General features: G+C 72.7%; 17 protein-coding genes. 11 read left to right on the top strand and 6 right to left on the bottom strand.

The features are described from left to right. The 9 genes from ACZ4NT_RS00465 (at position 1) to ACZ4NT_RS00425 (ending at position 13,266) form a co-directional block, all read left to right on the top strand. The gene (locus ACZ4NT_RS00465; RefSeq protein WP_121403018.1) at positions 1-1,266 is read left to right on the top strand and encodes a 6-phospho-beta-glucosidase; all 1,266 of its coding nucleotides are present in this window, start codon (positions 1-3) and stop codon (positions 1,264-1,266) included. After that, positions 1,257-2,255, top strand: a complete 999-nt coding sequence (locus tag ACZ4NT_RS00460) for a BadF/BadG/BcrA/BcrD ATPase family protein (protein WP_121403017.1) — start codon at positions 1,257-1,259, stop codon at positions 2,253-2,255. The genes ACZ4NT_RS00465 and ACZ4NT_RS00460 overlap by 10 nt, the downstream gene beginning before the upstream one ends. Positions 2,256-2,517: 262 nt before the next feature. Further along, positions 2,518-3,975 carry a hypothetical protein gene (locus ACZ4NT_RS00455; protein ID WP_467722437.1) on the top strand — a complete coding sequence of 486 codons (1,458 nt, stop codon included), beginning with the start codon at positions 2,518-2,520 and terminating at the stop codon, positions 3,973-3,975. Positions 3,976-3,989: 14 nt separating this feature from the next. Beyond that, positions 3,990-5,006 (top strand): glutamate ABC transporter substrate-binding protein, encoded by a 1,017-nt coding sequence (locus tag ACZ4NT_RS00450; protein WP_121403015.1) that lies wholly within the window; start codon positions 3,990-3,992, stop codon positions 5,004-5,006. Between the two features lie 47 nt (positions 5,007-5,053). Continuing rightward, positions 5,054-6,388 (top strand): hypothetical protein, encoded by a 1,335-nt coding sequence (locus ACZ4NT_RS00445; protein WP_121403014.1) that lies wholly within the window; start codon positions 5,054-5,056, stop codon positions 6,386-6,388. Positions 6,389-6,476: 88 nt separating this feature from the next. After that, positions 6,477-8,948 carry a serine/threonine-protein kinase gene (locus ACZ4NT_RS00440; RefSeq protein ID WP_467722868.1) on the top strand — a complete coding sequence of 824 codons (2,472 nt, stop codon included), beginning with the start codon at positions 6,477-6,479 and terminating at the stop codon, positions 8,946-8,948. Next, positions 8,949-10,424, top strand: a complete 1,476-nt coding sequence (locus ACZ4NT_RS00435; protein ID WP_183116843.1) for a PP2C family protein-serine/threonine phosphatase — start codon at positions 8,949-8,951, stop codon at positions 10,422-10,424. Positions 10,425-10,538: 114 nt separating this feature from the next. Then, positions 10,539-11,885, top strand: coding sequence for a VWA domain-containing protein (locus ACZ4NT_RS00430; RefSeq protein WP_121403012.1), 1,347 nt, complete (start codon positions 10,539-10,541; stop codon positions 11,883-11,885). A 73-nt stretch (positions 11,886-11,958) separates the two neighbouring features. Beyond that, positions 11,959-13,266 (top strand): FHA domain-containing protein, encoded by a 1,308-nt coding sequence (locus tag ACZ4NT_RS00425; RefSeq protein ID WP_121403011.1) that lies wholly within the window; start codon positions 11,959-11,961, stop codon positions 13,264-13,266. 153 nt (positions 13,267-13,419) lie between these two features. Here the strand turns inward: ACZ4NT_RS00425 and ACZ4NT_RS00420 are convergent, their stop codons facing one another. Then, positions 13,420-14,400, bottom strand: a complete 981-nt coding sequence (locus ACZ4NT_RS00420) for a methyltransferase domain-containing protein (protein WP_121403010.1) — start codon at positions 14,398-14,400, stop codon at positions 13,420-13,422. A 149-nt stretch (positions 14,401-14,549) separates the two neighbouring features. Between ACZ4NT_RS00420 and ACZ4NT_RS00415 the strand changes: the two genes are divergently transcribed. After that, entirely contained in the window at positions 14,550-14,954 is a 405-nt protein-coding gene (locus tag ACZ4NT_RS00415) for a globin (protein ID WP_467722432.1), read from the top strand. Between the two features lie 124 nt (positions 14,955-15,078). Here the strand turns inward: ACZ4NT_RS00415 and ACZ4NT_RS00410 are convergent, their stop codons facing one another. The 3 genes from ACZ4NT_RS00410 to ettA are packed head-to-tail and all read right to left on the bottom strand — an operon-like array spanning position 15,079 to position 17,845. Continuing rightward, the gene (locus tag ACZ4NT_RS00410) at positions 15,079-15,768 is read right to left on the bottom strand and encodes a DUF8010 domain-containing protein (protein ID WP_467722430.1); all 690 of its coding nucleotides are present in this window, start codon (positions 15,766-15,768) and stop codon (positions 15,079-15,081) included. Continuing rightward, on the bottom strand, positions 15,765-16,175 hold the full coding sequence (locus ACZ4NT_RS00405; protein ID WP_121403007.1) for an acyl-CoA thioesterase: 411 nt from the start codon (positions 16,173-16,175) through the stop codon (positions 15,765-15,767). Before ACZ4NT_RS00405 ends, ACZ4NT_RS00410 begins: the two co-directional genes overlap by 4 nt. Before the next feature lie 5 nt (positions 16,176-16,180). Further along, the gene (ettA, locus tag ACZ4NT_RS00400; protein WP_121403006.1) at positions 16,181-17,845 is read right to left on the bottom strand and encodes an energy-dependent translational throttle protein EttA; all 1,665 of its coding nucleotides are present in this window, start codon (positions 17,843-17,845) and stop codon (positions 16,181-16,183) included. Positions 17,846-18,347: 502 nt separating this feature from the next. On the opposite strand from ettA, the gene ACZ4NT_RS00395 reads away from it, so the two are divergent. After that, positions 18,348-18,593, top strand: a complete 246-nt coding sequence (locus ACZ4NT_RS00395; protein ID WP_121403005.1) for a hypothetical protein — start codon at positions 18,348-18,350, stop codon at positions 18,591-18,593. 189 nt (positions 18,594-18,782) lie between these two features. Here ACZ4NT_RS00395 and ACZ4NT_RS00390 read toward each other — a convergent pair whose 3' ends face one another. Together ACZ4NT_RS00390 and ACZ4NT_RS00385 are read right to left on the bottom strand one after the other, a co-directional pair. After that, positions 18,783-20,189 carry a Cys-Gln thioester bond-forming surface protein gene (locus ACZ4NT_RS00390; RefSeq protein WP_467722427.1) on the bottom strand — a complete coding sequence of 469 codons (1,407 nt, stop codon included), beginning with the start codon at positions 20,187-20,189 and terminating at the stop codon, positions 18,783-18,785. A 261-nt stretch (positions 20,190-20,450) separates the two neighbouring features. After that, on the bottom strand, positions 20,451-20,924 hold the full coding sequence (locus ACZ4NT_RS00385; RefSeq protein ID WP_467722426.1) for a single-stranded DNA-binding protein: 474 nt from the start codon (positions 20,922-20,924) through the stop codon (positions 20,451-20,453). Between the last annotated feature and the right edge of the window lie 261 nt (positions 20,925-21,185).

The following is a 21,185-nucleotide window of genomic DNA, read 5'->3' as shown; positions in this document are numbered from 1 at the left end:
ATGAAACTGGCAGTAGTGGGCGGGGGCTCCACGTACACCCCTGAACTCGTCGACGGTTTCGCGCGGTTGCGGGACACCCTGCCCGTCGAGGAACTGGTCCTCGTCGACCCGGCCGCCGACCGCCTGGAGCTGGTGGGCGGCCTGGCGCGCCGGATCTTCGCCCGGCAGGGACACCCCGGGCGGATCGTCACCACCTCCGACCTGGACGCGGGCGTCGAGGGCGCCGACGCCGTGCTGCTGCAACTGCGCGTCGGCGGCCAGGCCGCCCGCAACGAGGACGAGACCTGGCCGCTGGAGTGCGGCTGCGTCGGGCAGGAGACGACGGGCGCGGGCGGCCTCGCCAAGGCGCTGCGCACGGTCCCCGTGGTGCTGGACATCGCCGAACGGGTCCGCCGCGCCAATCCGGACGCCTGGATCATCGACTTCACCAACCCGGTCGGCATCGTGACCCGCGCCCTGCTGCAGGCGGGCCACAAGGCGGTCGGCCTGTGCAACGTGGCGATCGGCTTCCAGCGGAAGTTCGCCGGGCTGCTCGGCGTCGCCCCCGCCGATGTGCACCTGGACCATGTGGGGCTCAACCACCTCACCTGGGAGACCGGTGTGCGGCTCGGCGGCCCGGAGGGCGAGAACGTCCTGCCGAAGCTGCTCGCCGAGCACGGCGACGCGGTCGCCGGCGACCTGCACCTGCCGCGCAGCATCCTCGACCGCCTCGGCGTGGTCCCCTCCTACTACCTGCGCTACTACTACGCGCACGACGAGGTCGTGGCCGAGCTGCGCACGAAGCCGTCGCGCGCCGCCGAAGTGGCGGAGATGGAGCGGCAGTTGCTGGAGATGTACGGCGACCCGGGGCTCGACGAGAAGCCGGAGCTGCTCGCCCGCCGGGGCGGCGCGTACTACTCCGAGGCGGCCGTGGACCTGGCCGCCGCGCTGCTCGGCGGGGGCGGGAGTCCCTACCAGGTGGTGAACACCTACAACCGGGGCACGCTGCCGTTCCTGCCCGACGACGCGGTGATCGAGGTGCAGGCGGCGCTCGGCGCGCAGGGGCCGACGCCGCTGCCGGTGCCCGTCGTGGACCCGCTCTACGCGGGACTGATGGCGAGCGTGACCGCGTACGAGGATCTGGCCCTGGAGGCCGCGCTGCGCGGGGGCCGCGACCGGGTGTTCCGGGCGCTGCTCGCGCACCCGCTGGTCGGCCAGTACGCGTACGCAGACGTCCTCACCGACCGGCTGATCGCGCACAACCGGGAGCACCTCGCGTGGGCGTGAGCGCAGGCGTCCTCGCCATCGACGCGGGGAACAGCAAGACGGACGTCGCGGTCGTGACGGCCGACGGGCAGGTCGTGGCGACGGCGCGCGGCGGGGGGTTCCGGCCGCCCGCGGTGGGGGTGGAGACGGCCGTGGACGCGGTCGCCGAGGCGGTCGGCCGGGCGTTCACCGCGGCGGGCGTCACCTCCGTCGCCCATGTCTCCGCCTGTCTCGCCAACGCCGACCTGCCCGTGGAGGAGGAGCAGCTCGCCGCCGCCGTCGCGGCGCGCGGCTGGGGAGCGAGCGTGGCGGTGCGCAACGACACCTTCGCGATTCTGCGGGCCGGCATCGCCGAGCCCCGCGGAGTGGCCGTGGTCTGCGGCGCCGGGATCAACTGCGTGGGCATGCGGCCCGACGGCCGCACCGCCCGCTTTCCCGCGATCGGCCGGATCTCCGGCGACTGGGGCGGTGGCTGGGGCCTGGCGGAGGAGGCCCTGTGGCACGCGGCGCGCGCGGAGGACGGTCGGGGAGGGCCGACGGCCCTCGCCCGCACCCTCCCCGCCCACTTCGGACTCGGCTCCATGTACGCGCTGATCGAGGCGCTGCACCTGGAGCACATCGGCAACGCCCGGCGGCACGAGCTGACACCGGTGCTGTTCGCCACCGCGGCGGACGGCGACCCGGTGGCCCGCTCGCTCGTCGACCGGCTCGCGGACGAGGTGGTGGCCATGGCGACGGTGGCCCTGACCCGCCTGGAGCTGCTGGACGAGGAGGTGCCCGTCCTGCTCGGCGGGAGCATCCTGGCCGCCCGGCACCCCCGGCTCGACGGCCGGATCGCCGAATCGCTGGCGGCGCGCGCCCCGAAGGCGGTTCCCCGGGTGGTCACGGCCCGCCCGGTGCTGGGCGCGGCCCTCCTCGGCCTCGATCACGTACGGGCCCCGGAGGAGGCCCACGCGCGCGTGCGCGCCTGCTTCGAAGGGGCCGTGGGAGCCGTGCGCGAGGGGGCGTGAACTCCCGTGTGCGCAGGGGCGCGATCCCCGGCGTCCGGGAGGGAACCGAACGGATCCGGTGCGCGTATTCATGGGCAGGGGGTGGTGCGGGGAGTCGTGCGCCGCGCTGGAGTCCGGCAGGCGGGCCGCGATCGGAACAAGATCGAGTCAAGGCCTGTGCGGATGTCCGCCGCGGCGGCGATACTTGCGCCCGTGCACCTCTGTCCGCGCCGTCGGCGCAGCGGGACGGGGGTGACCGACGGACGACCATGGGGGAGGTCACGTGAGTTACCCGCAGCAGGGCGGTGCGGCGCCACCGGCGCCGGCCGGTCCGGCCGTGCCACCGCCGGCCGTACCGCCGCAGGCGGGTCCGCCGGCCCCGGTGCCGGCCGCGCGGCCGCTCCCCACCGCGCCCGGCCCGCGCCGTACGGCATGGTCGGAGGGCGTCGACCGGCTGCGGGCCGGTGCCACGACCGAACCCGGCCGGCTGCGGATCATCGGCGCCCTGCTCGCGCTGCTGGTGGTCGCGTTCGGTGCCGTCACCGCCTGGCAGATGACGGAACGTTCGGCCGCCGCCGACGACGTCCTGCACAAGAGCCAGCCCCTGAGTTCCGACGCGGCGGACATCTACCGCTCCCTCGCCGACGCCAACACGGCTGCCTCCAGCGGCTTCCTGGCGGGCGGTCAGGAGCCCGACGACACGCGCCGGCGCTACGAGGACGACATCAGGACGGCGGCCGCCAAGCTGGTCACGGCCGCCGCCAACTCCGAGCCGGGCTCCGCCTCGGCCGACACGATCACCAAGCTGAACAAGCTCCTGCCGGAGTACAAGGGCCTGGTCGAGCGGGCCCGCGCCAACAACCGGCAGGGCTTCCCCCTCGGCGGCGCCTACCTGCGGTACGCGAACGCGAAGATGCAGGGCGAGATGCTCCCGGCCGCCGAGGACCTCTACGTCTCGGAGAACCGGCGGCTGCGCTCCGACTACTCGGCCGCCACCCCGTACCCCTGGGCCGCGTTGGCGCTGGGCGTCGTCGTCCTCGGCGCGCTCGGCTGGGCCCAGCGGCGCCACTACCGCCGTACCAACCGCGTGGTGAACCAGGGCCTGGCCGCCGCCACGGCCGCGTCCGCGGTGGTCCTGCTCTGGCTGGCCGTCGGGCACACCGTCGCGCGCGCCGGGCTCGACTCCTCGTACGACCACGGCGTCCGCTCGCTCAACGTGCTGCACGACGCCCAGATCGCCTCCCTCAAGGCCCGCGGCAACGAGACGCTCACCCTGGTGAGCCGCGGCGCGGAGACCGTCGAGGTCGACGGCGAGGCGATGGACAAGTTCGACTTCGACTTCCAGACCTCGATGAAGGACCTCACCGCCGGGCTGGCCGAGGCAGGCTCCCTGGCGGACGACCGGGCGGGCGAGAAGCCCGTGACCGCCGCCACCGCCAACATGAAGGTGTGGAAGTCCCGTCACCTGGAGGCCCGCAAGGCCGACGACGCGGGCGACTACCAGGGCGCTCTGAACAGGATCATCGGCACCACCGCGCAGAAGCCCACCGCCGAGTGCTTCGACGGTGTCGACGACAATCTGAAGCTGGCGCTCGACCACGAGGAGCGGGAGTTCCGGCAGGCGGCGGGCGACGGCCGGGACGCGATGACCGGCCTGCCCGCCGGTGCGGCCGTCCTCGCGGTGCTGGGCGCGGCGGGCGCCGTGCTCGGCATCGGACGCAGGCTGTCGGAGTACCGGTGAGAGGGGGAGCGGCCATGACCGCACGACGGCTGAGGGCGAGCCTGCGGGGCTGGGGCGGAGTGGGCGCGATGGCGCTCGCCTGCGCCCTCACCGCGGCCCTCGCCCTGCTGCTCCCGCTGACCGATGCGCGCGGGGACGGCAGTACGGGCATCGGCGGCCGGGGCGTCGCCGACGGCCGGCAGACGAAGGCCGAAAAGTGCACGGACCCGCAGGACCGCAGCCCCTCCCCGTCCGGCGACGAGAGCGGCGCCACCGTCGAGGCCATCAAGGAGCGCGGCTACCTGAAGGTCGGCGTCGACCAGAACAGCTACCGCTGGGGATACCGGGATCCGAACAGCACCAAGGAGAAGGTCGAGCTCGAGGGCTTCGACATCGACCTGGCGCGGCGGATAGCCCAGGCGATCCTCGGCAGCCCGGACAAGATCCGCTTCCAGGCGATCCCCACCAACGAGCGCATCCCGGCGATCCGGAAGGGACGGGTCGACATGGTGGTGCGCACCATGACGATCTCCTGTACGCGCCTTGAGGAAGTGGCCTTCTCCGCGCCCTACTTCGTGACGGGCCAGCAGGTGCTCGCCCCCAAGAAGTCGGACATCGAGGGCTACGACGAGTCCCTCGCCGGCAAGAGGATCTGCACGGCGGACAGTTCCACCGCGCTCGACACGCTCACGGCCGACCGGAAAGCGGGCAGGCTGGTCTCCTCCGCCGACCTCTCCACCGTCGTCCCCAACCAGCTCGACTGCCTGGTGCGGCTGCAACTCGGCGAGGTCGACGCCGTGGTGACCGACGGCGCGCTGGCCGCGAGCCAGGCCGCCCAGGACCCCACGGTCGAGCTCAAGGGCGGCACCTTCACCACCGAGTACTACGGTGTGGCGATGAACCAGGACGCCGAGGATCTGGTGCGCCGGGTGAACCAGGTCATCGAGGACTACCGCAAGAGCGGCTGGCAGGAGTCCTACGACACCTGGCTGTCCGCCACCCTGCCCGACAAGTCGCCGTCGTCGAAGCCACCGGTGGCCCGGTACAAGTGACGGGCCACCACCGGACACGAGCGGCAACCGAGAGCGAGAGGTGATCGATGGGCGTCACGGGACCCCCCGGGCCGGTGATGGACCGGGACGAGGTGGACCGTGCGCTGGCCCGGCTCGGCGCGGAGCACGAGGCCATCGAGACCTCGCTCCTCGCCCTGCAGGACCACGCGGGCCGCAGACTCCTCGAAGGCGCCGAGCTCACGGGCACGACGAAGGAGCGCTGGACGGCCGCCGAGGCGTCGATCACCCTGCTGTGGGCGTACTTCGACGCGTACGCCGACGCCCTGCGCGCCGCCCGCGGCATCCGTGCGCGCAGACGCTGGTCGAGCCGTGAGGACCTGGCCGAGCTGACCGAACTGCTGCGGGGCGACAGCGTCACCGTCGCCGGCAGCGCCACGGCCACGGCCAACGCGCCCACGCTCGCCGGATCGGGCAAGCTCAGCGAACGGTTCTCGCTGGCCGGGCTCGTGGAGCGGATGAACGAGCTGTACGCGACCTCGCTGGACATGGTGGTGGCCGCGGACGCCGTGTGGTCCGCGCTGCCGGCCCGGATCGATTTACTGGCCGCGGAGCTCCAGCGCACCCGCCGGCTCGCCCACTCCGTCGGTGTGCGCCCCGGCGAGCACCCCTCGGGCGACGACCTGGAGCGGATCACCCACACCCTCACGTCGATGCGGGAGCAGGTGATCTCGGACCCGCTGTCCTTCTGGCGGCCCGCGCAGGGCAGTTCGGCGCCCGGCGGCGGACGCCCCGACACGACGGCGTACGACCGTGAGGCGCGCGCCCTGGAGGACGTGCGCCGGGAGATCGACGCGGTGCTCACCGTGCGGCAGGACGCGGAGGCGCGGCTGGTGCGGCTCCGGGACGTGCTCTCCCGCGCGGACCGCACGCTGGCCGAGGCCCGGTCCGCGCGCGGCGAGGTGCTGGCGAAGATCGCCGCGTCCGAGGTGCCCGCGGTGAGCGGCCCGCCGACCGCGCTGAACGAGCAGCTGGCGACGGCGGCCGAGTACCGCAGGCACGCGCAGTGGCACCGTCTCTCGCCGCTCCTGGAGTCACTGGAGCAGAAGGCGGAGGACGAACTGCTGCGCGCCCGCGAGTCGTTGACGGCGGTCACCGCGCCGCTCGCGGTCCGCGCGGAGCTGCGCGGCCGCCTCGACGCCTACAAGGCGAAGGTCGCCCGGCACGGCCTCGCGGAGGACCCGTTCCTCATCGAGCGCTACGACGCGGCGCGCCGCATGCTGTGGAGCGCGCCCTGCGACCTGCGTGTCGCGGAGGAGGCGGTGCTGCGCTATCAGCGGGCGGCGGCCGATCTGCTCAGCCCCCGGGTGCCCGAGCAGGGCGCCGCGGGCGACCTGACCGACCGGAGGGGGCCCAGCACGTGAGGGGCAGGGGTGAGGCAGCGTGAGTGAGCAGTCCGTGAACCAGCAGCAGAAGTGCCAGCGGCCCGGCTGCCCGGGGTCGTACGAGGACATGGGCGACGGGGAGCTGTACTGCGAAACCTGCGGTCTGGCGCCGGTGGTCTCGTCGAACGGCATGGTGGGTTCGCCGCCGACCGGTATCACGGCCGGGGGCGGCTCGCGCGGCTCCCGCAGCGGCAGCACGCGCGGCAGTTCGCGGGCCAGCTCGCGGACGTCGTCGCGGTCCTCGCAGTCCCGGCGCTCGGTCTCCGGCCGTCTCTCGCGTTCGCTGTCGGGGAGTTCGGCCTCGCGGTCGGTGTCGGTGCGCAGTTCCGGCTCGACGGCGGGATCCTCCAGCCGGGGCCGGCTGGGCGCCGGCCTGGTGCAGGTGCCCGGCGTGCCGCGGCCCGACCCGCGCGAGATGGTCCTGGAGAACCCGGAGGTGCCCGAGCGCAAGCGGTTCTGCTCGCGCTCCGACTGCGGTGCGCCGGTGGGGCGTTCGCGCGGCGACCGGCCGGGCCGCACGGAGGGCTTCTGCACCAAGTGCGGGCACCCGTACTCGTTCGTGCCGAAGCTGCACGCGGGCGACATCGTGCACGGCCAGTACGAGGTCGTGGGCTGTCTGGCGCACGGTGGTCTCGGCTGGGTCTATCTGGCCGTCGACCGCGCGGTGTCCGACCGCTGGGTGGTCCTCAAGGGGCTCCTCGACACCGGGGACCAGGACGCGATGGCGGCCGCGATCTCCGAGCGGCGCTTCCTCGCCGAGATCGAGCACGCCAACATCGTCCGCATCTACAACTTCGTCGAGCACCTGGACCAGCGCACCGGCTCCCTGGACGGCTACATCGTCATGGAGTACGTGGGCGGCAAGTCGCTCAAGGAGATCGCCAACGGCCGCCGTACCGCGGACGGCAAGCGGGATCCGCTGCCGGTGGAGCAGGCGTGCGCGTACGGCATCGAGGCGCTGGAGGCGCTCGGCCACCTGCACAGCCGCAACCTGCTCTACTGCGACTTCAAGGTCGACAACGCCATCCAGACCGAGGACCAGCTCAAGCTGATCGACATGGGCGCGGTGCGCCGGATGGACGACGACGAGTCGGCCATCTACGGCACGGTCGGATACCAGGCGCCGGAGGTCGCCGACACCGGTCCCTCCGTCGCCTCCGACCTGTACACGGTCGCGCGCACCCTCGCGGTGCTCAGCTTCGACTTCCAGGGCTACACGAACGTGTTCGTGGACTCGCTGCCCGACCCGGACACCATCGAGGTCTTCCGGCAGTACGAGTCCTTCTACCGGCTGCTGGTGCGGGCCACCGACCCCGATCCGGCGCGCCGGTTCGCGTCCGCGGAGGAGATGTCGGAGCAGCTGACCGGCGTGCTGCGCGAGGTCGTCGCGCTGCAGACGGGCCGTCCGCGCCCCTCGCTGTCCACCCTGTTCGGGCCCGAGGTCAAGGTCACCGACACCGAGCTGTTCGGCAGGCTGGACGGCGACGTGTCCCTGCTGGGTGCGCGGGCCGTGCCCGTACGCGGCAGGAAGGGCGCGTCCCGCCCGCCGGCCGCGACGAACGGCGCGGTGCCGCCGCCCCCCGGGGCCGCACTGGTCAAGCCGCTGAACACGGCCGCCACCGCGCTCGCGCTGCCCGTCCCGCGCGTGGATCCGGGCGACCCGAACGCCGGTTTCCTGGCCGGTCTGATGGCGTCCGCGCCCGCGGAGCTGATCACGGCGCTCGCGGCGGCGCCCGGCGAGTCGGTCGAGACGACGCTGCGGCAGATCCGGGCCCGGCTGGAGAACGGCGACTCGTACACGGCGCTGGAGGTCCTGCGCACGCTGGAGGAACAGCGGCCCGACGACTGGCGGGTGGTCTGGTACCGGGGCACGGCCGCGCTGGTGACCGGCGACCACGAGGGCGCGGCGCTGTCCTTCGACGCGGTCTACGACGCCTTCCCCGGGGAGCCCGCGCCCAAGCTGGCCCTCGGCGTGTGCGCGGAGGTGCTCGGGCAGCTGGACAACGCGGCGGAGTACTACCGCCTGGTGTGGACGACCGACCCGAGCCATGTGAGTTCGGCGTTCGGGCTGGCACGGGTGCAGCTGGCCGCGGGCGACCGCAGCGGCGCGGTGCGGACGCTGGAGTCGGTACCGGAGTCGTCGATCCACTACACGGCGGCGCGCGTCGCGGCCGTACGGGCACGGCTGCGGCACCGGATGGCCCAGGAGGCCGCCGCGCCGCAGTTCCTCGACGACCTGACCGCCGCCGCCGGACAGGTCGAGGCGCTGGACGGATACGGACTCGACGCCGTGCGGCGCGAGCAGTTGTCCACAGAGGTCCTGGGATGCGCGCTGGACTGGGTACTCTCCGGTAGCCGGGGTTCCGCACCGGCCGTCGGCGGCGGACGTGCGCTGCTCGGCAGCGAGCTGGACGAGCGAGGCCTCCGCTTCGGTCTGGAGCGGTCCTACCGGACGCTGGCCAGGCTCGCCCAGGGCGGCGAGGAGAGGATCGACCTGGTGGAACGTGCCAACCGTTACCGCCCCCGGACGTGGGTGTGATTGATGTCCCAGATGCCCCAGCCGACGGCTCTTTCGAGGTGCCCCAGTTGCGAGGAGCCCCTGGAGTCGGGTGACCGCTTCTGCGGTGCGTGCGGGTTCGACCTGTCGGCGGTGCCCGCACCGCCGCAGGACACCCCCACGATCACCATGAACGGCGCCGCGGCCCGCCCCCCTTCGGAGGTCGCGTCCGTGGACTGGCCCGACGCTCCCGAGCGGGGCAGCTCCGGCGCGCCCGCCCCGGTGCACCTGCCGACCGACATCCCCGGCACGGACTCGGGCGGCTCCGAACTGCCCGCCGTCCCCGGGCATCCGGCGGGCGCGGCCGCTCCCGCCGGACGGGCGCCGGGCGCCTTCGGGGCCGAGCCGTCGCACGCCCCGGCACCCGGACATCCGGCCGCCCCCGCGCCCGGCTCTCCCGCCGCCGAACCGCCGGACGCCGCCGACGAGTCGGCCGGGGTGCGCTTCGACCGGCCCGCGGAACCGGACGAGTACCCCCTGGCCCCGCCCGGGGGCGCACCCGCCGACCCGCGGACCGCCGACCTGGTGACGCCGCCCGCCGGCACCAAGCTCTGCGTGGCCTGCCGCGCGGGCCACGTCGACCCGGACGGCTACTGCGAGAACTGCGGGCACGCCCAGCCCCGCGAGCGCGACCACATGGAGCAGGAGCTGGCCGCGGTCGCCGCGGTCAGCGACCGGGGACTGCGCCACCACCGCAACGAGGACGCGTTCACGCTCTCCTCGACCGCGCTGCCCGACGGATCGCCCGCCGTGGTCGCGATCGTCTGCGACGGCGTCTCCTCGGCGACCCGTCCCGACGAGGCGTCCCTCGCCGCGTCCCGCGCCGCGGGCGAGGCGCTGCTGGAGTCGCTGCCGCTCGGCACCCATCCGCAGCAGGCGATGCACGAGGCCATCGTCGCGGCCTCGAACGCCGTCAACGCCCTGGCCGAGGAGCCCGGTTCGGCCCGCGAGCACACTCCGCACCAGAACGCGCCCGCCTGCACCCTGGTCGGCGCCGTCGTCACCACCAGCCTGCTGACCGTCGGCTGGGTCGGCGACAGCCGCGCCTACTGGGTCCCGGTCGACCGGAGTTCGCCCCCGGCCCGGCTCACCGAGGACGACTCGTGGGCCGCACAGATGGTCGCGGCCGGCCTGATGAACGAGGCGGAGGCCTACGCCGACGAGCGCGCCCACGCGATCACCGGCTGGCTCGGCGCGGACGCCTACGAACTGGAGCCGCACACCGCTTCCTTCAAGCCGGACCGGCCGGGCGTGGTGGTGGTGTGCACCGACGGACTGTGGAACTACGCGGAGGCCGCCGAGCACATGGCCGAGGTCGTGCCCCTCGACGCCGCCAGCCGACCGCTGCACAGCGCCCGGGTTCTGGTCGGCCACGCCCTGGACGGCGGGGGCCACGACAACGTAACAGTGGCCGTCGTGCCGTTCCCCGCGCCCTCTCCGGGGGCAGGATCGGCCTGAGGCCGCAGCACGGGAACGGCCTCGGACCGGAGGGGACCGGTCCGCATATCGTCGTCCTTCCGCGCGCCGTGACGAACACGGCCGTGCGGGACGCCTAGGGGGAGCAGAGAAGGCATGGCCAATTTCTCGAAGTCGAACGTGCCGCAGTTCTCGGTGGACGTGTACCAGAACGAGTACCTGCCGGAGGGCGGCCGCGAGGTCAACGCGATCGTCACGGTGAGCGCGACCGGCGGCGGCACCGTCGGCAGCGCGGTCGCCGCCCCGCACCTGTACTCGGCCGGACAGGCGCCCCATGCCGCGGTGGCGATCATGGTCGACTGCTCGGGCTCGATGGACTACCCGTCGGCCAAGATGCGGGGTGCCCGCGAGGCGACGGCCGCCGCGATCGACTCGGTGCGCGACGGCGTGCACTTCGCGGTGATCTCCGGCACACATGTCGCCACGGAGGTCTACCCGGGCAACGGGCAGCTCGCCGTGGCGGGCGACGGGACCCGTGCCCAGGCCAAGCAGGCCCTGCGCAAGCTCAGCGCCGGCGGCGGCACGGCGATCGGCACCTGGCTGCGCCTCGCCGACCGTCTGCTGTCCTCGGTGGACGTCTCGATCCGGCACGGCATCCTGCTCACCGACGGCCGCAACGAACACGAGTCCCCGGAGGACCTCAGGGCGGCCCTGGACTCCTGCGCCGGGCGGTTCACCTGTGACGCACGGGGTGTCGGCACGGACTGGGAGGTCAAGGAGGTCACCGGGATCGCCTCCGCGCTGCTCGGCACCGCCGACATCGTCGCCGACCCGGCCGCCCTGTCCGCCGACTTCACGCAGATGATGGAGACCGCCATGGGCAAGGAGGTCGCGGACGTCGCCCTGCGGCTGTGGACGCCCGTCGGCACCGAGATCAAGTTCGTCAAACAAGTGGCCCCCACCGTCGAGGAGCTGACGGAGCGTCGGACCGAGGCGGGACCGCGCGCCGGCGACTACCCCACCGGTTCCTGGGGCGACGAGTCCCGCGACTACCACGTGTGCGTGCAGGTCCCCTCGGCGGGCATCGGCCAGGAGATGCTGGCCGCGCGGGTCTCCCTGGTGATCCCGCAGAGCGACGGCAGCGTGCAGAACCTCGGCGCGCAGGGCCTCGTACGGGCGGTGTGGACCGAGGACATGGCGGCGTCGACGTCCATCAACCCCCAGGTCGCGCACTACACAGGCCAGGCGGAACTGGCGCAAGTCATCCAGCAGGGGCTGGATGCCCGCAAAGCGGGAGATGTCGACGGCGCGACGGCCAAGCTCGGCCGCGCGGTCCAGCTCGCCAGTGCATCCGGCAACGCCGATACTGCGAAACTGCTTGCGAAGGTGGTGGACGTGGTCGATGCAGCTGCAGGTACTGTGCGATTGAAGGCACGAGTCGAAGAGGCGGACGAAATGACCCTCGAGACCCGGTCCACAAAGACTGTTCGTGTAAAGAAGTAGCGAGCCCGGCCCCTGCAGGGGTCCGGAGAAACCCGGCCGAACCGGCCGGAAAAGGAGAGGGGGAAGCGCCGACATGCCGACCTGCCCGAACGGACACCAGTCGGGTTCCGACGACTGGTGCGAGGTCTGCGGTCACCGCATGGCCGGTGCCGTGCCCCCGCCCCCTCCGCCGCCGCCCGCCGGTTACGGCTACCCGCCGCCCGGCTCCCCGCCGCCGCCCGGCGCCGGTGGTCAGCCCGGAGGCGGCCGGCCCTTCTCCGGCGTACCCGAGCAGGAGCCGCAGCTCTGCCCGCAGTGCCGCACGCCCCGCGAGGGCGGCGCGCCGTTCTGCGAGGAGTGCCGGTGGAACTTCCTCACCAATACGGCGACCTCGTACACCCCGGCGGCGCCGCGTCCGCCGGCCCCCGGCCCTCAGGGCGGCCCCGGCCCGGCGCAGCGCTTCCAGCAGCCGCCCGGACCGTCCTACGGCGGCGGTGACGGCTACGACTACCAGAGCTCGCGGCCCTCACAGATGAACCGGCCCGCCGAGCCGATCCCGCCCTTCGGCCAGGAGCCGTCGGGCCCGTCCGCGTTCGGCGGCGCCCCCTCGGGGCCCTCCGGTTTCCCCGGCGACTCCTCGCGTCCCGGCCCGTCCGGCTTCCCGGGTGACCCGTCCCGGCCCGTGCCGCCGCAGTCCGGCGGTCCCGGCGCTCCGCAGGCGTTCCAGCAGCAGAGCCCGCCCGCCCCGCCCACCTTCCCCGGTGAGCGGCAGCAGCCGCAGGGCCCGCAGCAGGGCGGTCCGGCCTTCGGTGAGCGACAGCAGACGCAGGGTGCGGGGCCCGGCGGTCCGGCCTTCGGAGGCGACGACGACTGGGTACTCCCCCCGCCGTCGACCGGCCCCGGCGGCCCCGACCAGAGACAGGGCGGCTACGGCTACCCGCAGTCCGGCGCCACCCAGGCCCCGCCCGCCCCGGACCCCGGCTACCAGCAGCAGCCGCTGACCTGGACCGCGACCATCGGTCCCGACCGCGCGTACTTCATGGCGATGATGCAGCGCTCCGGCCCGGAGGCCGCGGGTCTGAACCTGCCCGCGTACTCCCCCGAGCAGCAGCGGCCGCTCACCGGCAACCAGCTCACCATCGGCCGGCGCCGCCACTCCACCGGTGACACCCCCGACATCGACCTGTCGGTGCCGCCGGAGGACCCGGGGGTCTCGCACCAGCACGCGGTCCTGGTGCAGCAGCCGGACGGCAGCTGGGCGGTCGTCGACCAGAACTCCACGAACGGCACCACGGTCAACGGCGGCGAGGAGCCCATCCAGCCCTTCGTGCCCGTACCGCTGCAGGACGGCGACCGGGTCCACGTGGGCGCCTGGACGACGATCACCATCCACCGGGGCTGAGCCCCTCCCGGGGCCGAGTCCCACCCGGGGCTCGGCCTCCGCCCCGGCCTCTCGCGTGTCCCGGGCCCGGGCGGTGCCCCCTCCGGGCCGGGCGAGGCCCCTGCGGGCCCGGCAGCGGTCACGTTGCCGGGGCTGGGCCGGTGACCGCCGTGGTCACGGCAGCGGCCAGGTGTACGGCCCCTCGGGATCGTCCAGCCACGCCCAGGCGTCCGCGCCGCTGACCGTCACACCGAACCGCTCCCGCGCGGGCCGGCCCTCGCGCTCCCACAGCGCATACGCCTCGGCCGGGTCGAGACGCCCCGCGGTCAGTGTCAGCAGGAACCGGAACAGGTCGTCGGTCCTGGCCAGGTGCGGCAGACCGGCCAACCGGGGCGGCTCCGGTTCGGGCGGGGTGTCCCCGCGGAGCGGCACGAAGAAGGCCGGCGTGTGCAGGAACCGCCCCTCGGCGTGCCCCGCGTCCCGGACCCGCAGGGCGATCAGGCCGGTGGCGAACGGGGCGAGGATCCTGGCGCCCCGCCCGCACTGCGGCAGCCAGGCCCGAGGGATCGAGGTCAGCGTGCAGGTCGCGATGATCCGGTCGAAGGGCGCGCGCTCCGGGACACCCCTGGCTCCGTCACCGGTGACGACGGCCGGATGGTGGCCGGCGGCGGCGAGATGCCGCCGCGCCGAGTCGGTGATCTCCGGATCGAGGTCGACGGTGGTGACCAGTTCGTCCCCCAGCCGGTACGAGAGCAGGGCCGCGTTGTAGCCGGTGCCGGCGCCGATCTCCAGCACGGTGTTCCCGTCCCGGACCGCCAGCTCCGTCAGCATCTTCGCCATCAGCGAGGGCTGGCTGCTGGACGAGATCAGTTCCCCGTCCCGCACCCGCGTGGCCAGCGGGGCGTCGGCGTACGCTCCGCGCAGCCACCCCTCGCGCCTGCGCCGGTCGGGGTCCTCCCCCCACATCCGCTCGTAGCCGCCCAGGACGCCGATGTAGTAGTACGGCACGAAGAGATGCCGCGGGACCGCCTCGAACGCCTCCCGCCACACCGGATCGGCGTCCCAGGCCCCGCTCGCGTCGATCTCGCGCACCAGCGCCGCCCGCGCGGACGCGGCGAGGTCGTCCAGGCCGTGGTCGAGAGCGTGCGCACCCATGTCTCCACTGTGCTGCCGGACGGCCCGCGGCGCGAGTACCGGAGTCCCCCCGTCCGAATCGGCGCCCCGTACCGGCTGGATCCGCGCGCCGGGACCGGTCGGGTCCTAGGGCTTGAGTCCTCGGTCGGTGCGTCTGAGACGATGGACGGGTGAATGAGATCCGGCGCGGCACGCTTCAGGAGCAGACCTTCTACGAGCAGATCGGCGGCGAGGAGACCTTCCGCCGCCTCGTGCACCGCTTCTACGAGGGCGTCGCCGAGGACCCGCTGCTGCGGCCGATGTACCCCGAGGAGGACCTGGGGCCTGCGGAGGACCGCCTCACGCTGTTCCTGATCCAGTACTGGGGCGGGCCGACGACGTACAGCGAGAATCGCGGCCACCCCCGGCTGCGGATGCGTCACGCCCCCTTCGCCGTCGACCAGGCGGCGCACGACGCCTGGCTCAAGCACATGCGCGTCGCCGTCGAGGAGCTCGGCCTCTTCGAGGAGCACGAGCACACGCTGTGGAACTACCTCACGTACGCGGCGGCGTCGATGGTGAACACGGCCGGCTGACCGCCACGACGGCTTCCTCCCTGTCCGGCCCGCGAGACACGGGGCGGCACCGGGCGACGGGCCCGACCGGCACGGGCCGCGAGACACGGGGCGGCGACGGGCCCGACCGGCACGGGCCGGACGCTCAGCGGACGCTGACGTCCAGTGCCCCGAGTCCCGCCCTGCGTACGGCGATCGAGCCGTACGGCGTACGCAGCCGGAGCCACGCCCCCGACGAGTACAGCCCCAGCGGCTTCTCGCCCGGCGCCGCCGCCCGCGCGGGTCGCAGGAACCCGAGTGCCTGTGCGGCATGCGCGGCCCGGACCGGCAGCCCGCTGTCGCCGACCGGCCGGGACCAGATCTCCCGCCCGATCCGGTCCAGTTCGGCTCGGGTACGCCGCTCGGCCGGCAACTCCTGTGTCCGGGAACGGAATTCGCCCACCGCCACGGCGACCGTGGCCCGCACCGCGTCCGGCGGCGGAAGGCCGGGCTCCCGCCGCCAGCCGCCGCGGGGCGGGAGCAGCCCGGCCCACGGAGGACCGGTGACGGCGGTCGGCACGGTGACCGTGGCGGCCGCCTCGTCCAGCGATTCCAGGAGTTCGCCGGCGGACACCGTCACGTCGAGCGTGACGTCGAGCCCGTTCTCGTACGGCTTGTCGAGCCGCGCCGTACGGATGGCGAGGACCTCGAAGGACGGCGGCCGTCCGAAGACCGCCAGCGTGGTCCCGGACGCCTGGAGGCGCACGGCTGCCGCACGGTCGTAGTGGATCAGCCTGGACAGGAAGGCGGCGAGATCCGCCGCCTCCCCCTCGTCGGCCAGCTGCAGGACCGTCATGCGGCGACGGCCTCGGCCCGGTCGTCCTGGTACTCCAGGAGGAACTCCCGCTCCTCCTCGGTGATCCGGCGCGGACGCTGCGCCTCGAAGTCGAACGGCACGATGACCGTCTGTGCCCGGACGTACACCTGGTCCGGGTCCTTGACCTCGTACGCGAGCGTGAACGACGCCGCCCGTATCTGCGTCACCCACAGCTCGATGTCCACCGGCGCGTGCCGGTGGACGAGCTGGCGCTTGTAGTCGATCTCATGGCGCGCCACCACGGACCCCTGCTGGAAATCCTTGTCCGGGCGGAACAGGAAGTCGATGCGTGCTTCCTCCAGGTAGCGGAGGAACACCACGTTGTTGACGTGGCCGTACGCGTCCATGTCCGCCCAGCGCAGCGGGCAGCGGTAGATGTGCCGCAAGAAGATCAGCCCCGGGTCAGCTTCTTGTAGGTGGCGCGGTGCGGACGAGCCGCGTCCGGGCCGAGCCGCTCGACCTTGTTCTTCTCGTACGACTCGAAGTTGCCCTCGAACCAGAACCACTTGGAGTCGCCCTCGTACGCGAGGATGTGCGTCGCCACCCGGTCCAGGAACCACCGGTCGTGGGAGACGACCACGGCCGCACCGGGGAACTCGAGCAGCGCGTTCTCCAGGGAGGAGAGCGTCTCCACGTCGAGGTCGTTGGTCGGCTCGTCGAGGAGCAGCAGGTTGCCGCCCTGCTTGAGGGTCAGCGCCAGGTTCAGCCGGTTGCGCTCACCACCGGAGAGGACCCCGGCCGGCTTCTGCTGGTCCGGGCCCTTGAAGCCGAAGGCGGAGACGTAGGCCCGCGACGGCATCTCGACCTGGCCGACGTTGATGTAGTCCAGCTCGTCGGAGACGACGGCCCACAGCGACTTCTTCGGGTCGATGTTCTCGCGGCTCTGGTCGACGTACGAGATCTTGACGGTGTCGCCGACCTTGATGCTGCCGGAGTCCGGCGTCTCCAGGCCCTGGATCATCTTGAAGAGCGTGGTCTTGCCGGCGCCGTTCGGGCCGATGACGCCGACGATGCCGTTGCGCGGCAGAGTGAAGCTGAGGTCGTCGATGAGGACCTTCTCGCCGAACGCCTTGGAGAGGTTGTTGACCTCGACGACGATCGAGCCCAGCCGCGGGCCCGGCGGAATCTGGATCTCCTCGAAGTCCAGCTTCCGCATCTTGTCCGCCTCGGCGGCCATCTCCTCGTAGCGGGACAGACGCGCCTTGGACTTGGCCTGGCGGCCCTTGGCGTTGGACCGCACCCACTCGAGCTCTTCCTTGAGCCGCTTGGCGCGCTTGGCGTCCTTCTGGCCCTCGACCTTGAGGCGGGAGGCCTTGTTGTCGAGGTACGTGGAGTAGTTGCCCTCGTACGGAATGGCGCGGCCGCGGTCCAGCTCCAGGATCCACTGGGCGACGTTGTCGAGGAAGTACCGGTCGTGGGTGACGGCGACGACGGTGCCGGGGTACTTCGCGAGGTGCTGCTCCAGCCACTGCACGGACTCGGCGTCCAGGTGGTTGGTGGGCTCGTCGAGCAGCAGCAGGTCGGGCGCCTCGATCAGCAGCTTGCAGAGCGCGACGCGGCGGCGCTCACCACCGGAGAGGTTGGTGACCGGCCAGTCGCCGGGCGGGCAGCCCAGGGCATCCATGGCCTGCTCCAGCTGGGCGTCCAGGTCCCACGCGTTGGCGTGGTCCAGGTCGTCCTGGAGCTTGCCCATCTCCTCCATGAGCGCGTCCGAGTAGTCGGTCGCCATCAGCTCGGCGACCTCGTTGAAGCGCTTGAGCTTGCCCATGATCTCGGCGGCGCCGTCCTGCACGTTCTCCAGGACCGTCTTCGACTCGTCCAGGGGCGGCTCCTGCAGGAGCATGCCGACCGAGTAGCCGGGCGACAGGAACGCGTCGCCGTTCGACGGCTGCTCGAGGCCGGCCATGATCTTCAGAACGGTGGACTTACCGGCGCCGTTCGGGCCGACCACACCGATCTTCGCTCCGGGCAGGAAGCTCAGGGTGACGTCGTCGAGAATCACCTTGTCGCCGTGCGCCTTGCGCGCCTTGCGCATGGTGTAAATGAACTCAGCCAAGAGAAACCGTCCGGACGCTTGAAATCGGCAGTGGGCAGATACACCCCATCTTGCCTGACGGCCACCCCTGGATGGAAACCAGTCTCATCGGGGCTCCGTGACCTGGTCGTTCCCCGGCAGCGCCGGCGGCCGACAGGTCACGGACGGTCGCCGTCGGCCCCTGAGAGCATGCGCTAGTCGCCTTCGGCCCGCGGTGGCCCGCGCATGCCGAAGACCACGGGCGCGGTGACGGCCATGGCGACCCCCACCACCTCGACGGCCGCCGCCGGTATCGACGGGGACAGGAGGATATTCCGCAGCCTCGTGGGGGATCGCGCGCCACGCCCCCACGCCGAGACGGTTCCAGGCAGGCTTTGTTCCGACCCTTGTGCCCTGTTTTGTCACAATTTTGGATACTTCTTGACAGTCGTCAGACGCCCCGAGAAGCGTGGGCTGCGGACACGCGACAGTCCCCGATGCTCTGCCGCACAGCCCAAGAGACACGCTGAAAGCTGAGCGAATCATGACCAGCAGACTGACGACGAAGAGGACGGGAGCGGCGATCGCGGCCGTGGCAGCGGCGTTCACGCTGGGCCTCGGCACCGCCGGAGTCGCCGACGCCAAGATCGCACCGGTGGATGTCTCCTGCACCAACCCCGCCGGCCACGAGCCCGGCGGGCAGCAGCCGTCCTGTACGGGCGGTGGGCTCACCCAGGAGACCGAGAACCAGAACCCGGCGGGCCACGCGCCGGCCGGCCAGAACAAGTAGACGACCGAGCGGACGACGGAAGGAACACCACCCCTCTCGCATCACACCAAGCCCCCACCGGCGGATCATCCGCGGGCCGGGGGCTTGACCGTGTCGCGGGTCCACCCGGCCATCCCAGCCCTGTCCGCGCCGCGCCGCGCCGGCCGTGACTCACCGGCTCACTGTGGAGGTGTCAAGGTGCCGTGTCGCTCAGTCCTGCGTCGGGGTCTTCTTCCGGATCAGGAGCAGTGCCGCGGTGCCGATCACCAGGAGGCCGAAGGCGGTGCCCACGATCATCGGGGTGGCGCCGGAGCCACCGGTCTCGGCGAGGTCGGTCCCGCCGGTGGAGGTGCCGCCCGCCGTCGCCGGACTCGGCTCACTCAGCGTCTGGGTCGCGTCGCCGCCCGCGCCGCCCTCGGTCTCGCAGTCGAGCAGCCCCATGAACCGCTTCTCGAATCCGTTCGGTCCCCTGATCGTGAAGTCGTACGCCTGGTCCTCCTGGAGCGGGATGGTCACCGTCTGCGACGCCCCCGCTTCGATGGTGTGCTCCACCCCCATCAGCTCGAAGGTGAACGGCTCGTCCCCTTCATTGGCCGCGGTGATGTCGACGCCGGCCTTGGCACAGTTCTTCCGCGCGGACAGGGCGGGTATCGCGCCCTTCTCCGCCCAGTTCGCGGTCGCCGTCGCGGAGACCGTGGATTCGCTGGACCCCGCGAGTATCTGCGTCTGGCTTCTGGTCTCGGAGGCGAAGGCCCGGCCGACCGGCACGGTGGTCGACGCCTGCACGGTCAGCGCGGCGGAACCGTCCTCGGTGTCCTGTGGAACATCGAAGTAGAGCCGGCTGCCGTCCCCGGCGGAGGTGACCGTCTTGCCGTTCCCGTCGACGATCTTCACTCCCGCGGCGGCGGCGTCCGCCGGCGGGGCCACCGACACGCTGTCCGCGTTGGTGTGCACCGTCACCGGTCCCAGCTTCTCGCCGGCGTGACCGGAGACCGCGGGCGGGTCGAGGGTCAGGGACGCCCTCGGCTCCACGAGGTCGCGGGCGCTCTCGTGCAGGTAGTCGGCGAGCTTCTCCGCCCGCGGGCTCACGGCGTCGACGTCGGCGCCGTCCGAGTACCGCCAGATGGCCACCTGGGTGCCGGCTGCCGCGTCCTGCTCGGTGAGACCGCCCGTCCCCGCCTTCCGCGCCAGCTCAGCGAGGTCGTTGACCTGCGGATAGGAGTTCTGCAGGATCCAGCGGATCCGGCCCGCGTCCGCGTTGCCGTTCAGCGACGTGCCGCTCCAGGGGGTCTCCTGGTACTTGGCGTCCTTCTGCGTCGGGTTGTGGATGTCGATGCAGTAGGTCTGCAGCATGCCGCCGCCGTCGACCGACATCTCGAAGAGTCCCGCGGCGATCTGCTGGTCCCCCTGGGCGTCGTGGATCACTGCGTCGCCGTACGTCTTCAGGCCGCCTATGGTCGCGGTCGCGCCGCCCTGGCTCTGCGGGGTCTCGTCGGCGACGGCCGTGCCCGCGGCGGCGAGAGCCCCCGCCGCGACCAGCCCCGACACCAACGTCGCGGCGGCGAGGCGGGCGGCCCCTCGCCTGCGCGCGGACGACGCAGAGAACGTAGAAAACACAGAATTCCCCTTCAGGCAGGACCCGTTGACGTGGGGGGAACGGTCCCACCAGCAGAATCAGAAGCCCCATGAGCTATGCCCGGCATCCTAGGGAGACGGCACACCGCTCTCCCCGGTCATGTCATCCGATAACCGATCCGACTCGGAATCGTTATCGGCTGAGAACGGCCTGTGAGCTGGGCCTATCGACAAATCCACAGGGTTGCCCGGATGCATTCGCCGATAAGCCGCAGACCTGTCGCCCCCGGGCGATACCTGACATCACGTCACCGTGGCCGGTTCCGGCAGCCCTTGGACCGCCGCTTCGGGCCGGTTTACCGCCTCCGTCTCCCAGGCGGGCTCGGGACGGGGGGCGGCGGCCGCGCCGGACTCCCCTTCCCTGGAGGGGCGCCGGAAGGCCGACGTCCCCCGCGACAGGTCGTGGCCGACCGCCACCGCGTCGATGTCCGCGGAGGTCCGGCTCTGCCCGTCGCGCACCTCGGTGCGCACCTTCAGCCTGCCCTGGACGATCACCGGATCCCCCACCGAGAGGGACGCCCCCACATTCGTCGCGAGGGCCCGATTGGCCCACACGGTGAAGAAGTTGGTGTGCCCGTCCGTCCACGTGCTCTTCTCGCGGTCCCAGTACCGCGCGGTCACGGCCAGCCGGAAGCGCGCCGACGCGCCCGACGCCAGCTCCCGGTACACCGGCTGCGTCGCCACGTTCCCCACCGCGCACACCATGGTCTCGTTCATCCCGAACCCCTCCCTCACCCCGGCCGGCTCGCCGGGCGGCCACGCCAACGGGCCCGGCCCGTACGGCTGCGTCTGCCGCGGCGATCGCGTCGGTGCGATCGCCGCGGAATCAGACTGCCTCCGCCCGGCCGGGCCCGCTGAGGGCTGTGGGCCACGAGCCGATTGTGGACAACCGGCCCACCCGAACGAGCAATTCCGGGGCCCCGCAACCGCCACCCCGGGAGCCGACGGGACACTCACCGCCCCGGCACCCGCCCAGGG

This window comes from Streptomyces sp. NPDC026417, assembly GCF_055567695.1.
This window is presented reverse-complemented; position numbering and strand designations above follow the sequence as displayed.